Genomic DNA, 16760 nt, shown 5'->3' on the forward strand with positions numbered 1-16760 from the left:
CCACTATAGCCAAGGCTGCTGACGATGGCTTGGTTTTATCTGTGCTGCGGGTGGCTCGGCAGATAAAAAAAGCCCGCCAAGTGGCGGGCTTTTAAGCAGCAGGTCAGATACTCAGTTGCCGTAAACCGGGAACTTGGCGCAAACCACTTTGACTTGTTCACGGATGCGCGCTTCAACCGCATCGTCGCCCAGGTTGGCGAGGATCTCACAGATCCAGCCAGCCAGTGCGCGGCACTCGTCTTCCTTGAAGCCGCGAGTGGTTACGGCTGGGGTGCCGATACGCAGGCCGGAGGTGACGAATGGCGAACGTGGGTCGTTCGGTACGCTGTTCTTGTTCACGGTGATAAAAGCGCGACCCAGGGCGGCGTCAGCATCTTTACCAGTGATGTCTTGCTTGATCAGCGAGAGCAGGAACAGGTGGTTCTCGGTACCGCCAGAAACTACGTCGTAGCCGTTCTCAATAAACACGCTGGCCATGGCCTGAGCGTTCTTGATCACTTGCTGCTGGTAGGCCTTGAACTCAGGTTGCAGGGCTTCCTTGAAGCACACGGCCTTGGCAGCGATTACGTGCTCCAGCGGGCCACCTTGGCCGCCTGGGAATACCGCGGAGTTGAATTTCTTCTCCAGCGCTTCGTTGGCGCGAGCGAGGATCAGGCCACCGCGCGGGCCGCGCAGGGTTTTATGGGTGGTGGTGGTGACCACGTCGGCGAACGGCACTGGGTTCGGGTATACCCCAGCAGCAACCAAGCCGGCTACGTGAGCCATGTCGACGAACAGGTACGCGCCAACTTTATCGGCGATGGCGCGGAAGCGTGGGAAGTCCAGAACCTGCGAGTAGGCGCTGAAGCCGGCGATGATCATCTTCGGCTTGTGTTCAACGGCCAGGCGCTCAACTTCGTCGTAGTCGATCAGGCCGGCATCGGTGATGCCGTACTGCACGGCATTGTACATCTTGCCGGAGAAGCTGACGCTGGCGCCGTGGGTCAGGTGGCCGCCATGGGCCAGGCTCATGCCCAGTACGGTGTCACCGGTTTCCAGCAGGGCCAAGTACACGGCGCTGTTGGCTTGCGAGCCGGAGTGCGGCTGGACGTTGGCGTAGTCGGCGCCGAACAGCTCCTTGGCGCGATCGATGGCCAGCTGCTCGACGATGTCGACGTATTCGCAACCGCCGTAGTAACGCTTGCCTGGGTAGCCTTCGGCGTACTTGTTGGTCAGTACCGAGCCTTGGGCTTCCATCACCGCTGGGCTGGTGTAGTTCTCCGAGGCGATCAGCTCGATGTGATGTTCCTGGCGCTGGGCTTCTTGCTCCATCGCAGCAAACAATTCGGCGTCATAACGGGCGATAGTCAAATCACGGCTGAACATAGCATTCCCCTGAGAAAATCAGCTGGGCGGTAGAAAGAGGGGGCGAATTCTACCTCATCCGCACTAAACAGGCATATGAAGCGTGGTCATCTGACGGACAAGCGGGGCTCATCCAGTGGCCGTGTCGAAACAGGCAATGAGGCTGCGCTTCGCCTCATTGCTCCAGCGATGCCAGCCGGTCATGAGGGTTCCCGCCCCGACCAGGCTGTATCCCAGGAGCCATGGGTCAAAGCTTTCTGTGGCCACCAATAGCAACTGCGCCAAGGAAATTAACACCAGCAATATCAGCGGCAGCGCGATTAGCCAGGGCTCCAAGGTCGCATGTAGCCAGGCGAGAAAGCTATCGCGGCAGCGCCAGGCCATCAGCCGTTGATCAATACGTGCGAGCTTTATCTGCAAGTGCCCTGGGCTTGTGTCCACATAGATCAAGCCACCATAACCCGCTTCTGGTTCGAGCACATCGTAGTCCTGTTTAATCAACAGCTCGCCGCAGCGGTACCAATGGATTGGCGTTTCGTTGCGTAAGCTGATTTGTTCCAGCGGGCGCTCAATGCGAAGCAGCTTGCCTGAGCGCTTGGGGGGGAATAGCTCCAATCGTAGTTGCCAGAGAATAATGGACAGTCCCAGAACGAGTGGCAGCAAGCCCATAAATGAAATATCGAGATAGGACAGGATCAGCATGCCTCCGCACATTATCGCGGTGGCCGCGATCAACCAGTTTGACTGGTCATGTTCTTCAAGAGGTTCGGCAAAGGGGGCATAGATTCGCTCCTCCTGAGCGCTGAGCCGGCGCACCGGTTGCATCGCTGTCAGTGCGTGCCACTCGGCAAGTAGGTCATGCTGTAACCCGGCCACGTGATGGCTTTCGAAGGCCAATAACCAGGCTTCGTTGCCCCATATCAAACAGTCGAGATGAATGTGATGAGAGAGGCTGAGCAGCGCTTGGAGACGCTTTGGCACATGCAGTCGTACGCCGTCCAAAGCGGAGTAGCCATCATGAATGATGGCGCGCTTCCATCGACGAATCTCTAAGGGGGCATTCGCATCGGTGTCGCTGATACGGCGACTAACCATCAGTTGATACTCTATCTTCAGCGCAACATGTGCGCGAATACGCTGCGCTTTCTTGAAGCGTGCTGGGTAAAGCTCCGGATAGTTGGCAGAGAGGGCGGCGAAGTCGGCTTCGCACAGGTCGTTCTGGGGCACCTAAGTTCTTCCTTGAGACTTGTGTGCCAGAGGATATAGATGTCTGTCTGGACTAGGTAGCGGGGTTAGCCGAGCATAAACAGGGCGGTGCCGGTAAACAGCGCGGTGAACTGGTGGGCCGGCATTGGCCTGCCGAGCAGGAAGCCCTGCACTTCGTCGCAGTCGTGGCCGCGCAGGAAATCCAGCTGGGCCAGGGTTTCTACGCCCTCGGCGATTACCGTGAGGTTCAGGCTGTGGGCCATGGCGATGATCGCCCGGGCAATCTGGCCGTCCTGTTCGCCGTGGGGCAGACCGTCGACAAAACTGCGGTCGATCTTCAGCACATCGATGGGGAACTGCTTGAGGTAGTTCAGCGAGCTGTAGCCGGTGCCGAAGTCGTCGATGGCGATAAACACGCCAAGCTGCTTCAGGCTGCTGAGGGTCTGCATGGCGTTGGCCACATCTTCCATCAGGATGCTTTCAGTCAGCTCCAGCTCCAGGCAGGCTGCGGGAACACCGCTCTGCTCAAGTATCTGCGCGATACGCTGGTGCAGGTCGCCTTCGGCAAATTGGCGGGCCGAGAGATTGACCGAAATCTTCGGTACGCGAATCTTGGCCTCATGCCATTCGGCCAGCTGCCGGCAGGATTCGCGCAGCACCCAGTCGCCAACCTGCACCACCAGGCCGAGCTCTTCGAGTACCGGAATAAAATCACTCGGCGGCACCAGGCCGCGCTGTGGATGCTGCCAGCGCAGCAGTGCTTCAGTACCGGTCAGGCGCTTGCCGTCGCCGGAGAACTGCGGCTGGTAATACAGCTTGAACTCACCCTGTTCAAGGGCGTGGCGCAGGTCGCTCTCCAGCTCCAGGCGCTGCAGGGCGCTGGCGTTCATGTCGGCCTGGTAGAACTGGAAGTTGTTTTTGCCGCGTTCCTTGGCGTGGTACATCGCCGTGTCGGCGTTCTTCATCAGCTGGCTCAGTTCGTTGCCGTCCTGCGGGCTGAGGGCGATGCCGATACTCGCGGTGACGAAAAACTCGCGGCCTTCGAGGATAAACGGCTGCGCCAGGCTGGCGAGAATCTGCTCGCCGACGTGAATTGCACGGGTCAGCGCGCCTTCGCGCTGGGCCTGGGATTGCAGCAGCAGGGTGAATTCGTCACCGCCCATGCGTGCCACGGTGTCGTCACCATCAACGCAGGCACACAGGCGTACCGCGACTTCCTTGAGCATGCGATCGCCCGCCGCGTGGCCGAGGGAGTCGTTGATCGGCTTGAAACGGTCGAGGTCGAGGAACATCAACACCACCCACTCCTGGTGCCGTTCGCCATGCTGCAGCGCGCTGTGCAGGCGGTCCTGGAACAGTGTGCGGTTGGGCAACTGCGTCAGGGCGTCGTAGTAGGCCAGGCGGTGGATGCGCTGCTCGCTGGCCTTGCGCTCGCTGATGTCGCTGAAGAAACACACGTAGCTGACCAGATCTCCTTCATCGTCCCTGACCGCTGTGATGCCGACCCACGCCGGGAATTTCTCGCCGCTTCTGCGCTTGAGCCATACCTCGCCCTCCCAGCTGCCCTGCTGGTTGAGCTGTTTGATTACATAGGCCAGGTGGCTGGCTTGCTGGGTGTCGGCGGTGAGCATGCTCGGCAGCTGGTCGAGAATCTGCTTCGAGCTGTAGCCGCTGACCCGGCTGAAGGCATTGTTAACCTGAACGATATAGCCGGCCGGATCAGTCACCAGAATCGCCGCCGTGGAGTGTTCGAATACCGTGGCGGCCATGCGCAGATCTTTCTCCGCGCGGCGCTGCAGGCTGATGTCGCGACCGACGCCAAGCAGGCCTTCGAAGCGCCCACTGTCATCCCACATTGGCACCAGGCGCAGCTCCACCGGAATCTTCTGGCCATCGGCGCGCAGTGCATCGAAGACGAACAGCTGTGGCAGAAACTCGGCGCGCAGTTCGGCCAGTCGTTGTGGGTCGCCCAAAGCGTTGCGCACACGCTCGAGCAGGGCGTAGAAGCCGCTCAGCTGACGTGGGTTGGTAGCCAGGCTGTGGAAGCCGTTGGTCAGCGCCCACTCGCTGTCATAGCCGAGCACCGGCATTACCGACGGGCTGACGTAGTTGAGCTGCAGCTGGGCATCGGTGGAGAAAATCACGTCGCTGATGCTTTCCGCCAACAGGCGATAGCGCTGCTCGCTGGTGCGCAGGGATTCGCTGTGGGTGATTTGCTCGGTGATGTCCTTGGCCACACCGATTAGCCGGCTAACCCGGCCCTTGGCGTCGCGCGCCAGGGCCTGCTCGCGGATGTCGAACCAGTGCCAGCTGCCATCGCGGTGTCGCCAACGCAGCTCGAACTGCATCAGCAGGCCATTGCCTTGCACCTGCTGGATATTGCGCATGCGCTGGTACAGCTCGACATCGTCGGGATGCAGAATTTTTTCCCACAGTCGCTCGCCGAGCTGATGCACTTCCGCCTTGCTGTAACCCAGCTGCGGGCCGAGGTGGTTGTTGCTGTACATCACCCGTTTGCCGGCGATGTCGTGCACATAGATAGTGTCGGGGACTGCGCTGACCACATCGGACCAGAAACGCTCGCGCTCAATCAGCGAGGTTTCGATGCGCTTGCGATTGGTGATGTCGCTGATGCTCAGGGTCACTGCGTGCAGGTCATCGCTGCTCTCCGGCAGGCGCAGCAATAGCCATAGATGGCGATCGTGGCCTTGCGGGGTCGTGATCTGGCGCTCCATTTCCAGCTGGCCGCTGCCACTGAGCAGGGCGCTGATCAGTTGCATGCGGAAGCCATCCGCGCGCAGCGGGCCGCTATTGAACAGGTGTTGCCAGGCTTGCTGATTGGAGTCGACACCGAGCAGTTGCAAAGCCACCTGATTGGTTTCGGTCAGGCGCAGGCGCTGGCAGAGCTCGCTGTGGTGCTGCGGGTCGGCGTCCAGCCAGCGTTGCAGGCTGGTCATGTCGCGCAGTTGCTGCTGTTGCAGGTAGCGCTGCAGCTCGGCCAGGTCGAGCACGCACAGGGCGGTGCCGGTGCCGTCGAAGATGTCCTGGTAGCGCCGGCGGGTTTCCTGCAGCACGTGGGAGGCGTGCTGTTCTTCGGTGACATCGCGCAGTACCCAGACAAAACCGGTGCGCTTCTGGTCTTCGCTCAAGTCGCTACGGCTGATGTCGTAGAGGTGGGCGACGCCGTTCTGCTGAATTTCCACCAGATCCGGGCCGAGGTCGTTGTGCAGGGCGGTGTCGTGCAGCAGCAGTGGGTCGAGGCGCGGCAGTAATTTGAGCAGGTGCCAGTTGCGCGCCTCGCTGTTGCTCAGGCCGAACATCGCCTCGGCCTGCGGGTTGAGGTATTGCAGCTGGCCGTTGCTGTCGGTGACCAGCACGCGCTCTTCAATGGCGCCCAACACGCTTGCTGCCTGCTGCAGCGAACGCCGTGAGGCGGTGTTCAATGCATGCAGGCTGCGTTGTTCATTCAGCAGGCGGTACAGCGCAACTAGCGTCAGGGTGGCGCAGAGGATAAACAGCAGCAGTTTGCTGGCCAGTTGCGGCAGTTGCTGGGCGCGTACCTTGCGCTCGTTGAACAGCGCGCGCAGCTGCCAGTCACTGCCCTTGAGCGGGGTTTTCAGCATGCTCTGGTCGAGGTTTTCTGCGGTGACCGGCGGCGCCACCGATGAGCTGTTGGCGCCTTGGGTCGTGTTGCTAGCAATCACCCGTTGCGCATTGCGGTCTTCCAGTAGCCAATGGTGCGAGCTTTGATGATGCTCATGCAGCCAGCTGGTCAGCGCCTGATTGGTCAGGCGTAACACCCAGTAGCCGCTGGCCGCGCTGTCAGGGTTATGCCTCAGCAGCAGGTAGATGCGGCCGTTGTCGTTAGCACTGAAGGTATAGAAGAAGCTTTCGCCGCCGCCGCGCTGTAGCAGCTCGGCCAGGTACAGCGCATCTTCGGTGGGCGCATGGCTGTCGGCGATGATCCGGCCTTGGCCGTTCAGCCAGGCCAGGCTGCGCAGGGTCGGGAATACGCCGCGCAGGGTGTGCAGCAGTTCTTCCAGCTCATCCGGGTTGCTTGGCGGCAGCACATGGGGTTGCAGCAGGGCCTGGCCGGCGCTGGCCTTGAGCTCCATGTTCAAGCTGAGGTGGTTGGCCAGTTGCGAGCTGTAGGCCAGGCCAAGTTGGCGCTGGTTGTCGAGCAGTTGCTGGGATTCCTGGCGCAGTTGCCAGAGCAGCAACACCAGCATGCTCAGCACCAGCACCACCAGTGCGCCACGCGTCGGCCCACGCATCGTCTCAGCCGGCGGAGCGCCGGGTGTACGCGGTGTGGTTGGGGGCGTGACTGTTGGCAAAGACTTACATCCTGGCGGCTGGGCGGCGATGGGCTGGTCCCTGGCGGGTGCGCGGTACGGCCGGCAGGCAGGGGGCGGCTAGAATGCCATAACCGTGGCAAAGTGCCAGCGCCGCCGACGAGCGTCGTTTGCCCTGTCCGGCGCATTCCGGTAGCTTTGCCGCACGCGCGCGTGACTGTGCAAGCGACGCAGCGCAGGCATCGCCTGGCGGCTCCGTCCCCGCCGTGTGGCTTCAGGCTACACGCATCAGTTGGCGGCTTCTTTTTCGTTTCAACCCAGAATCAAGGTCATCATGGCTCAATACGTTTACACCATGCATCGGCTCGGCAAAGTCGTACCGCCGAAGCGGGAAATCCTGAAAAACATCTCCCTGTCGTTCTTCCCAGGCGCGAAGATCGGCGTACTCGGCCTTAACGGCTCGGGTAAATCCACCCTGCTGAAGATCATGGCCGGCGTCGATACCGAGTTCAATGGCGAAGCGCGGCCGATGCCAGAGCTGAATATCGGTTACCTGCCACAGGAACCACAGCTCGACCCGAGCAAGACCGTGCGCGAAGTAGTGGAAGAGGCCGTCAGCCATATCAAGGACGCCCAGGCGCGTCTGGATCAGGTCTATGCCGCGTACGCTGAGCCGGATGCCGACTTCGACAAGCTGGCCGCCGAGCAGGCCAAGCTGGAAGCCATTCTGCAAACCAGCGACGGTCACAACCTCGAGCGTCAGCTGGAAGTCGCCGCCGACGCGCTGCGCCTGCCCGCCTGGGACGCCAAGGTTGCCGTGCTCTCCGGCGGTGAGAAGCGCCGAGTGGCCCTGTGCCGCCTGCTGCTGTCGGCCCCCGATATGCTGCTGCTCGACGAACCAACCAACCACCTGGACGCCGATTCGGTAGCCTGGCTGGAGCATTTCCTCCACGACTTCCCGGGCACTGTGGTCGCGATTACCCACGACCGTTACTTCCTGGATAACGTTGCGGGCTGGATTCTCGAACTCGACCGCGGCGCCGGTATTCCGTACGAGGGCAACTATTCCGGTTGGTTGGAAGCCAAGTCGAATCGTCTGGCCCAGGAGTCCAAGCAGCAGTCGGCTCACGAAAAAGCCATGAAGGAAGAGCTGGAGTGGGTGCGCAAAGGCGCCAAAGCCCGCCAGTCGAAGTCCAAGGCGCGTTTGCAACGCTTCGAAGAAATGCAGTCGCAGGAATTCCAGAAGCGCAGCGAAACCAATGAAATCTACATCCCGGTTGGCCCGCGCCTAGGCGACAAGGTCATCGACTTCGTCAACGTCAGCAAGGGCTACGGCGACCGCGCGTTGATCGACAACCTGTCGTTCAGCATGCCTAAGGGCGCCATCGTCGGCGTGATCGGCGGTAACGGTGCCGGTAAGTCGACCCTGTTCCGTATGCTGATGGGCAAGGAACAACCGGATTCGGGCAGCATCGAGATCGGTGACACCGTGCAGATGGCCTGTGTTGATCAGAGCCGCGATGACCTCGATGGCAGCAAGAGCGTGTGGGAGGCCGTTTCCGATGGCTCCGACATGATCAAGATCGGCAACTATGAAGTCCCGTCGCGTACCTATGTCGGTCGCTTCAACTTCAAGGGCGGCGACCAGCAGAAGTTCGTCAAGGACCTCTCCGGTGGTGAGCGCGGTCGTTTGCACCTGGCGCTGACCCTGAAAGAGGGCGCCAACGTGCTGCTGCTCGACGAACCGTCCAACGACCTCGACGTGGAAACCCTGCGCTCGCTGGAAGAGGCGCTGCTCGACTTCCCAGGCGCTGCAATTGTGATCTCTCACGATCGCTGGTTCCTCGATCGCGTGGCGACCCACATCCTGGCGTACGAAGATGACTCGCATATCGAGTTCTTCGAAGGCAACTACACCGAGTACGAAGCTGACCGTAAGAAGCGCCTGGGTGATGCTGCTGCACAGCCGCACCGCGTGCGTTACAAGAAGCTGGCGCAGTAAGCCACGCTGTTCAACAGAACGGAGCCGCAAGGCTCCGTTTCTGTTTGTGCCCCTCCGCCGTTAGCAAAAGTTACAAAGCACTGACCTGCGACAGTGCACCTCCAGCAGGGCAGGGCCACACTCAAGTCAGTACCCTTGAGGACTGCCAGCATGACCGCGTTTGACCCCCATATCGCCCTCTATACGTTATTGAACGAATACAGCGCTCGCGCTAATGCCATTCGCCAGGATCTGGCGCGTAGCCACTCGGCGGATTTTGCCGAGCAGGCGCAGCAACGGCAGAACGATGAAGTGCTTGAGGCGCTACTTGCCGAGGCCGAAGCCGGCTTGCGTCAAGTCGGCCTGGCCAAGTTGCGTCTGGCCGAGGGGCGATACGGCGCGTGTCTGCATTGTGGTGAGGCCATCAGCCCAACCCGTTTGCAGGCAATGCCAACAGCGCAGTGCTGCCTGGCTTGTGCCGATCAGGCTGAATCCGATTGATGCGATACGCCCATCAGGATTAAGTGCGCCTACTGTCTGGCATCGTTCTCGCGCAGCCGATGCATCACTCTTTGAGATTTGGCCTGCATTGCACGAAACAGGCAGCCGTACGCGCACATTGGATCGAGCATAGCGCTTGTGGATGAGGACCGATGCAGCCATGATTTCCCCAGGCCCCCGTCCAAGGATTTCCAATGCCAGACTCCGTCGCAGCCCATTTGCGGTTGGCACCTGAAGCACTTACCCGTCCCTTTTCACCTGAGCAGTTCAATTTCACCAATACCGAAGACCTGGAGCCCTTCCGTGGCGTATTGGGTCAGGAGCGCGCCGTCGAGGCGTTGCAGTTCGGCGTGGCGATGCCGCGTCCTGGTTACAACGTGTTTGTCATGGGCGAACCCGGCACCGGTCGTTTCTCCTTCGTCAAACGCTACCTCAAGGCTGAAGCCAAGCGCCTGGAAACCCCGGCTGACCGGGTGTACGTCAACCATTTCGATGAGCCGCGCGAGCCGCGCGCGCTGGAGCTGCCGTCTGGCACTGCCGGTGAGTTTCTTGCCGATATCAATGGCCTGATCGACAACCTGCTGGCGACCTTCCCGGCGGTGTTCGAGCACCCCTCGTTCCAGCAAAAGAAGAACGCCATCGACCGCGCCTTTAATAAGCGCTACGACCAGGCGCTGGATGTGATCGAGCGTCTGTCGCTGGAAAAGAACGTCGCTCTGTATCGCGACAGCAGCAATATCGCCTTTACCCCGATGCTTGAAGGCAAGGCGCTGGATGAGGCCGAATTTGCTCAGTTACCGGAAGCCGATCGCGAGCGCTTCCACGCCGATATCGCCACTCTGGAAGAGCGCCTCAACGAGGAGCTGGCCAGCCTGCCGCAGTGGAAGCGTGAGTCGAGCAACCTGCTGCGTCAGCTCAATGAAGAAACCATCACCATTGCCCTGCAACCGTTGCTTGCGCCGCTGTCGGAGAAGTACGCCGAGAATGCCGGCGTCTGCGCCTACCTGCAGGCGGTACAGGTCAATCTGCTGAAAACTGTGGTTGAGCAGCTGGTCGAGGTCGACAAGATTGATGCTCAGACCCGCAAACTGCTCGAAGAGCAGTACTGTCCAAGCTTAGTAGTCGGCCATCACGCTCAGGGCGGCGCGCCGGTGGTGTTTGAGCCGCACCCGACTTACGACAACCTGTTCGGCCGCATCGAATACAACACCGATCAGGGCGCGCTCTACACCAGCTACCGCCAGCTGCGTCCTGGTGCGTTGCACCGCGCCAACGGCGGCTTTCTGATTCTTGAAGCAGAAAAGATGCTCGGCGAGCCGTTTGTCTGGGATGCACTCAAGCGCGCCCTGCAATCGCGTCAGCTGAAGATGGAGTCGCCGCTCGGTGACCTCGGCCGTATCGCCACTGTGACCCTGACCCCGCAAATGATTCCGCTGCACCTCAAGGTGGTGATCATCGGCTCGCGTCAGCTGTATTACACGCTGCAGGACCTTGATCCGGACTTCCAGGAGATGTTCCGCGTCCTGGTCGATTTTGACGAAGACATCCCGCTGGCCGATGACAGCCTGGAGCAGTTCGCCCAGCTGATGAAAACCCGCACTTCGGAAGAGGGTATGGCGCCGCTGAGCGCTGCTGCTGTGGCGCGGGTGGCGACCTACAGCGCGCGGTTGGCCGAGCACCAGGGGCGTTTGTCGGCGCGTATCGGCGATCTGTTCCAGCTGGTCAGTGAAGCCGACTTTATCCGTAGCCTGGCAGGTGATGAAGTGACCGACGCCGGGCATATCGAGCGCGCACTCAAGGCCAAGGCCACTCGTACCGGCCGCGTCTCGGCACGGATCATCGACGACATGCTGGCCGGGATTATCCTGATCGACACCGCCGGCGCGGCGGTCGGCAAGTGCAACGGTCTGACCGTGCTGGAAGTCGGTGATTCGGCCTTCGGTGTGCCGGCGCGGATTTCTGCCACGGTCTATCCCGGTGGCAGCGGCATCGTCGACATCGAGCGTGAGGTCAACCTCGGCCAGCCGATCCACTCCAAGGGTGTGATGATTCTGACTGGCTATCTGGGTAGCCGCTATGCCCAGGAATTCCCTCTGGAAATCTCCGCGAGCATCGCCCTGGAACAGTCCTATGGCTATGTCGACGGCGACAGCGCTTCGCTTGGCGAGGTGTGCACGCTGATTTCGGCGCTGTCGCGCACGCCGCTCAAGCAGTGCTTCGCCATTACCGGCTCGATCAACCAGTTCGGTGAGGTGCAGGCGGTCGGTGGGGTCAACGAGAAGATCGAAGGCTTCTTCCGCCTGTGCGAAGCGCGCGGTCTGACGGGCGAGCAGGGTGCGATCATTCCGCACTCCAATGTCACCACCCTGATGCTCGACGAGCGCGTGCTGCAGGCGGTGCGTGCTGGGCAGTTCCATATCTATGCCGTGCGCCAGGTCGACGAGGCGCTGAGCTTGTTGGTCGGTGCAGATGCCGGTTCGCCCAATGAGCAGGGGCAATTCCCGGCGGGCAGCGTCAATGCACGGGTGGTTGAGCGCCTGCGCGATATCGCCGCCATGGGCATGGAAGTGGACGACAAGGAGGAGCCGAAGAAGGAAGAACCGGCTGCTGCGGTCAAGGAGAAGAAGCCGCGGGCGAAAAAGCCCGCTGCTGAATGACCGCCCGGCTGCGACAATTCGCTCGGTGGCTGGTCAGTCACTGAGCGAATTGCGCAGTCGGCCCGTGCGCCTGGCTCAGGCCGGCTTTTCCTCATTCCATCCACACAGTTATCCACAGCAAGCGGGGGTAACTGTTGGCTTCCCAGCGACGCTTGCTCGGGTGTAGGCTGAAGACCTGCTCCCGAGAGGGTCGTCGCCATGTCGCGCAGCCTCAATCTCACTCGCCACTGTCTGGGTCTGGATACCCGTATCGAATGCGTGGTGTTGCCGCTGGCCGGTAACAATGGCCTCTGGACGCTGATCTGCGCGGCCGGCATGGCCGGTGCGCAGCCTTCCACTATTAAGGCGCAGGGCCCATTCCACGGGGCTTTCGCCGCCGAAAGCATCCTCACGGATATCGCTGAAAACCTGCACGGTATGGGGTACGAGCAATCTACCGATGTGCCTATCTGGCGCCTGCATATCCAGGCCGAGTTGCGCCGTCTTAACGGTGAGCGTGGTCGCCAGCTGGGTGATTACCAGTTTCAGCCGGAAACCTGAGCGGGCAATTGCCGAGAATTTGACCAGGCGGCTGCAAGCCTGCCGAGCGCTGGCTTGCAGCCATTGATCCTGAGCCTGCCCACAAGGTTATCCACAGTTGCCGTGGATAACCGTCGCGGCCATCGATTGCCACACTCCAGGGTTGTCTGGGCGAGGGTGCTGGGTATACTCGCCGGCAGTCTTGAACCCTAAGTGAGCCCCTATGGAACGCTTTATCGAAAACGCTATGTACGCCTCGCGCTGGCTGCTGGCGCCTATCTACTTTGGCCTGTCGCTGGCGTTGCTGGCATTGGCACTGAAGTTCTTCCAGGAAGTCTTTCATATCCTGCCCAATGTCTTTTCTATGGCAGAGGCGGACCTGATTCTGGTGCTGCTGTCTCTAATCGACATGGCCCTGGTTGGTGGTTTGCTGGTGATGGTAATGATTTCTGGTTATGAGAATTTCGTCTCGCAACTGGATATCGCCGAGGGCACCGAGAAGCTCAGTTGGTTGGGCAAGATGGACTCCAGTTCGCTGAAGATGAAAGTGGCCGCTTCCATCGTGGCGATCTCCTCGATTCACCTGCTCAAGGTGTTTATGAATGCGCAGAACATCGACCCTGTTCACCTCAAGTGGTACGTGATCATTCATATGGCGTTTGTGGTGTCGGCTTTCGCCATGGGCTACCTGGATAAGCTGACCAAGCACTGATCACACTGTTAGCGTGACCCACCGCCCGGCCGTGCATAACGGACGGGCGGTTTGCTTTCTGCCTTGCGCTCTTGCTGTATTGTACAAAAATTGTATTTGTATAATTTTTTGTATAGCTTTGCTGGCCTGAGGATATCGCCATGAACCTGCAAGACCTGTCGCTGCACGCCCATGCCGGGCATATCGACGCACTCAACCTGATCTCCATTGAAGGAGGGATCTATCTGCTTGAGGCGCAAATGGATGGCCGCGCCCATCCGCTCAGTGATGGCAAGGGTAAAACCCTGCACCTGCGCTCGGTCGAACATGCGCGCGATATGCTCACTGATATGCCGCCCATACCCTTTCATCTGGTGCATGCGGTAGTGCATGACGAGATGTGCGGCATGCAAGATGGCACCCAGGACGTCCTGCGGGTACCGATTTCCTTCAATTCCTCGTGGTAGTGATGTGACAGCAGCGGCCTCACTGTTTGCCCGTGCGCTTGCCATCGTGGATGTGCAGATCACCGGTATGCACCCCGACAAGGATGGCATCTGGGAAGTAGCGGTGTTGCAAGTTGATGGTGGCTCAGTCACGGCGCGACATAGCTGGTTAATCAATCCCGCAGGTGGTTTGCCAGCCAGTGTCTCGCGCACATCAGGCGTGCTGCTGGCAGAGTTGCTCGACCAGCCGCGGTTCAGCGAGATTGCCGCTGAGCTTGCGCGATGCTTACAAGGGCGAGTTGTGGTGGGGCATAACCTGCGCGTCGCCCACGCTTTTTTACGTCGTGGCTTCGCCTTGGCTGATCAGCCTGTGCGCTATCGCCAGTTATGCACCTTGCAGTTAGCCCGCGCCGCTTGGCCTGACTTGCCCTGTTATGGCCTTGATGTGCTTTGCGCGAGCCAGGCGATCAGTCGTTTTTTCCAACACCGCGCATTGCCAGACGCCGAGGCTGTTTGGCAGTTGCTGCTAAAGCTGGTGGCGCAGTTACCGCAAGATGTAATGAACCGGCAGATCGGACGACAGCTGCGCAAAGCCGCCGTGCCGCGTTATCTGACGGCTGAGCGGCTGCAGGCCTTGCCCGCCAGACCCGGGGTTTACTACTTCTACGGCGAGAATCAGGCCCTGCTGTATATCGGTAAAAGCCGCAACTTGCGCCAGCGGGTGCAGTCGCATTTCCAGAATGATCACCACAGCCGTCGCAGCTTGCAGATGGCCCAACAGGTGCGTGATATCCGCGTGCAGCCGACGGCTGGAGAGCTGGGGGCGTTGCTGCTGGAGTCAGCCGAAGTAAAACGGCTGCTGCCGCTGTATAACCGCCAGCTTCGCCGTCAGCGTGATCTGTTGACGTGGGCGCTTGTCGCCGGCGCAGATGGCTTGCGGCCTGAGTTGCAAGCTGTGGGGCAGAGCGCTGCCGAGGTCAGCAGTGTGGGTCTGTTTCGCTCACGGCGTCAGGCCCATGCTTGGCTGCGCAGTGAGGCCGGCCGCAGCCAATTGTGCTTGCGCGTGCTGGGCTTGGAGCGCGGCGATGGTGCGTGTTTTGCCACGCAGCTTGGCGCGTGTCGGGGGGCATGCTGCGGACGTGAGTCGCGTGAAATGCACGATGCCCGCTTGCTCGCGGGCTGTGAGCAATTACGCATTGCCACATGGCCATGGCCGGGCCCAGTTGCCCTGGTTGAGCGCGATCTAGAACAGCGCGTGTGCCAATGGCATGTGCTCGATCAGTGGCGACACGTGGCCACCGTCGATGATCCCGCGTTGATTCACGCGGCTCGCCAGCAACCTGCTCAGGCATTCAGTCTCGACGCTTATCACATCCTGCGCAGCCATTTAAGGCGTTTTCCGCACACCGAGGTCGTTGTTTTATGAGTGCTCGCCGTCTTGTCCTGGTGCTGGGTGATCAGCTGTCTTTCGATCTGCCCAGCCTGCAGGCCCTTGACCCACAGCAGGATGTCGTACTGCTCGCCGAGGTGGCGGCGGAAACCGATTATGTGCCGCACCACCCGCAGAAAATCGCGCTGATCTTCAGTGCCATGCGTCACTTTGCTGAGGCTCTGCGCGAGCGCGGCTGGCGCGTGCATTACGTCAAGCTGGATGATGCTCAGAACAGCGGTTCGTTGTCTGGCGAGTTGCAGCGTTGGGTGACGCAGCTGCAGGCTGCCGAGGTGCACCTGACTGAGTGCGGTGAGTGGCGCCTGGAAGATCAGCTGAAGCGCTGCGGCTTGCCGATCATCTGGCATGCCGATAGCCGCTTTATCTGTGGGCGTGGCGAATTCGCTCGTTGGGCCGAGGGACGCAAGCAGTTGCGCATGGAATACTTCTACCGTGAGATGCGCCGTAAGACCGGGTTGTTGATCAATGGTGACGGCACGCCGGTGGGCGGCGCTTGGAACTTCGATGCAGAAAACCGCAAGGCGCTGCCCAAGCAGATCAAGGCGCCGATGACGGCGCGCTTCCCCGCGGATGGCATTACCCAGGAAGTGCTGGCGCTGGTGGCTGAGCGCTTCAGTCATCACTACGGCAGCCTGGCGTCCTTCGATTACCCGGTTACCCACGCTGAAGCCGAGGCGTTGTGGCAGCATTTTCTCGATTTCGCTCTGCCGGCCTTTGGCGACTATCAGGACGCCATGGCAGTCGGCGAACCCTTTCTATTCCATGCGCGAATCAGTGCGGCGCTGAACATCGGCCTGCTGGATGTGCGCCGCCTGTGTGCGGATGTCGAAGCCGCCTATTGGCGCGGCCAGATACCGCTGAACGCTGCCGAGGGCTTTATCCGTCAGTTGATTGGCTGGCGTGAATATGTGCGCGGCATCTATTGGCTGCACATGCCCGAGTACGCCGAGCGCAATGGTTTCGGCAATACCCGGTCGCTGCCCGAGTTCTACTGGACCGGTAAAACTCGAATGAAGTGCATGAGCCAGGCCATCGGTCAGACTCTGGAGCACGCCTATGCCCACCATATCCAGCGACTGATGGTCACCGGCAACTTCGCCCTGTTGGCCGGTATCCAGCCCAGCCAAGTCTGTGACTGGTACCTGGCGGTGTATATGGATGCCTTCGACTGGGTCGAGTTGCCCAACACCCTGGGCATGGTCATGCACGCCGATGGCGGCTATCTGGGCTCCAAACCCTATTGCGCCAGTGGCCAGTACATCAAGCGGATGTCCAACTACTGCGGCGACTGCGCCTACAAGGTCAGTGAGAGCGTCGGCGAGCGGGCATGCCCGTTCAATGCGTTGTATTGGCACTTTCTGATGCGCCACCGCGATCAGCTGTCCGGCAACCATCGGCTGGGCATGATCTATCGCGGTTTGGACAAGATGAGTGACGCCAAGCAGCAGGGCTTGTGGGCGCGGGGCGAGCAGTTACTGGCGCGGCTGGATGCCGGTGAGGCGCTGTGAAAAAGGCTGAGCTGCCGGTGAAGACCTGTCAGGTGTGTGGTTTGCCTTTCGCATGGCGCAAGAAATGGACGCGCTGCTGGGATGAGGTCAAGTACTGCTCCGAGCGCTGCCGGCGTAATCGCCAAGGCGCGGCAGGCGGGTAGGGCGGGTAAGCGGTTTGTGCTA

Annotated in this window: 12 protein-coding genes; 9 read left to right on the forward strand and 3 right to left on the reverse strand. The window is 60.5% G+C overall.

The genetic code is table 11. From position 1 onward, the window contains the following. Positions 1-111 precede the first annotated feature (111 nt). The 3 genes from glyA to ACIGEK_RS06885 all read right to left on the reverse strand — a co-directional run bounded on the left by glyA (position 112) and on the right by ACIGEK_RS06885 (position 6824). Complete coding sequence (gene glyA / locus ACIGEK_RS06875) at positions 112-1365, reverse strand: serine hydroxymethyltransferase (protein ID WP_397492571.1); 1254 nt, start codon at positions 1363-1365, stop codon at positions 112-114. A 108-nt stretch (positions 1366-1473) separates the two neighbouring features. Further along, positions 1474-2571: a hypothetical protein gene (locus tag ACIGEK_RS06880; RefSeq protein ID WP_397492572.1), complete on the reverse strand. Its 1098-nt coding sequence runs from the start codon at positions 2569-2571 to the stop codon at positions 1474-1476. 65 nt (positions 2572-2636) lie between these two features. Continuing rightward, positions 2637-6824 (reverse strand): EAL domain-containing protein, encoded by a 4188-nt coding sequence (locus ACIGEK_RS06885; protein ID WP_397492573.1) that lies wholly within the window; start codon positions 6822-6824, stop codon positions 2637-2639. 352 nt (positions 6825-7176) lie between these two features. On the opposite strand from ACIGEK_RS06885, the gene ettA reads away from it, so the two are divergent. From ettA to ACIGEK_RS06930, 9 genes are all read left to right on the forward strand, one after another. Further along, positions 7177-8844: an energy-dependent translational throttle protein EttA gene (gene ettA, locus ACIGEK_RS06890; protein WP_397492574.1), complete on the forward strand. Its 1668-nt coding sequence runs from the start codon at positions 7177-7179 to the stop codon at positions 8842-8844. 150 nt (positions 8845-8994) lie between these two features. Further along, complete coding sequence (locus tag ACIGEK_RS06895) at positions 8995-9324, forward strand: TraR/DksA family transcriptional regulator (protein WP_397492575.1); 330 nt, start codon at positions 8995-8997, stop codon at positions 9322-9324. 194 nt (positions 9325-9518) lie between these two features. Next, positions 9519-11981, forward strand: a complete 2463-nt coding sequence (locus ACIGEK_RS06900; RefSeq protein ID WP_397492576.1) for a Lon protease family protein — start codon at positions 9519-9521, stop codon at positions 11979-11981. A 198-nt stretch (positions 11982-12179) separates the two neighbouring features. Then, positions 12180-12521: a hypothetical protein gene (locus tag ACIGEK_RS06905; RefSeq protein WP_397492577.1), complete on the forward strand. Its 342-nt coding sequence runs from the start codon at positions 12180-12182 to the stop codon at positions 12519-12521. Positions 12522-12723: 202 nt separating this feature from the next. Then, complete coding sequence (locus ACIGEK_RS06910; RefSeq protein WP_397492578.1) at positions 12724-13212, forward strand: TIGR00645 family protein; 489 nt, start codon at positions 12724-12726, stop codon at positions 13210-13212. A 140-nt stretch (positions 13213-13352) separates the two neighbouring features. Then, complete coding sequence (locus tag ACIGEK_RS06915) at positions 13353-13658, forward strand: DUF6482 family protein (RefSeq protein ID WP_397492579.1); 306 nt, start codon at positions 13353-13355, stop codon at positions 13656-13658. A 4-nt stretch (positions 13659-13662) separates the two neighbouring features. Then, complete coding sequence (locus tag ACIGEK_RS06920) at positions 13663-15063, forward strand: exonuclease domain-containing protein (protein WP_397492580.1); 1401 nt, start codon at positions 13663-13665, stop codon at positions 15061-15063. Next, complete coding sequence (locus tag ACIGEK_RS06925) at positions 15060-16595, forward strand: cryptochrome/photolyase family protein (protein WP_397492581.1); 1536 nt, start codon at positions 15060-15062, stop codon at positions 16593-16595. The genes ACIGEK_RS06920 and ACIGEK_RS06925 overlap by 4 nt, the downstream gene beginning before the upstream one ends. Continuing rightward, complete coding sequence (locus ACIGEK_RS06930; RefSeq protein ID WP_397492582.1) at positions 16592-16738, forward strand: DUF2256 domain-containing protein; 147 nt, start codon at positions 16592-16594, stop codon at positions 16736-16738. Before ACIGEK_RS06925 ends, ACIGEK_RS06930 begins: the two co-directional genes overlap by 4 nt. The last annotated feature ends 22 nt before the right edge of the window (positions 16739-16760 follow it).

The sequence above is a fragment of the Pseudomonas sp. NPDC079086 genome (assembly GCF_044542155.1).
GTDB lineage: Bacteria > Pseudomonadota > Gammaproteobacteria > Pseudomonadales > Pseudomonadaceae > Aquipseudomonas.

Excerpts from the sequence above, each read along its gene's own strand:
- ACIGEK_RS06910 (WP_397492578.1), top strand. The coding sequence starts at position 12,724 with ATGGAACGCTTTATCGAAAACGCTATGTACGCCTCGCGCTGGCTGCTG.
- ACIGEK_RS06885 (WP_397492573.1), bottom strand. The coding sequence starts at position 6,824 with ATGCGTGGGCCGACGCGTGGCGCACTGGTGGTGCTGGTGCTGAGCATG.
- ACIGEK_RS06915 (WP_397492579.1), top strand. The coding sequence starts at position 13,353 with ATGAACCTGCAAGACCTGTCGCTGCACGCCCATGCCGGGCATATCGAC.
- ettA (WP_397492574.1), top strand. The coding sequence starts at position 7,177 with ATGGCTCAATACGTTTACACCATGCATCGGCTCGGCAAAGTCGTACCG.
- ACIGEK_RS06895 (WP_397492575.1), top strand. The coding sequence starts at position 8,995 with ATGACCGCGTTTGACCCCCATATCGCCCTCTATACGTTATTGAACGAA.
- ACIGEK_RS06900 (WP_397492576.1), top strand. The coding sequence starts at position 9,519 with ATGCCAGACTCCGTCGCAGCCCATTTGCGGTTGGCACCTGAAGCACTT.
- glyA (WP_397492571.1), bottom strand. The coding sequence starts at position 1,365 with ATGTTCAGCCGTGATTTGACTATCGCCCGTTATGACGCCGAATTGTTT.
- ACIGEK_RS06905 (WP_397492577.1), top strand. The coding sequence starts at position 12,180 with ATGTCGCGCAGCCTCAATCTCACTCGCCACTGTCTGGGTCTGGATACC.
- ACIGEK_RS06925 (WP_397492581.1), top strand. The coding sequence starts at position 15,060 with ATGAGTGCTCGCCGTCTTGTCCTGGTGCTGGGTGATCAGCTGTCTTTC.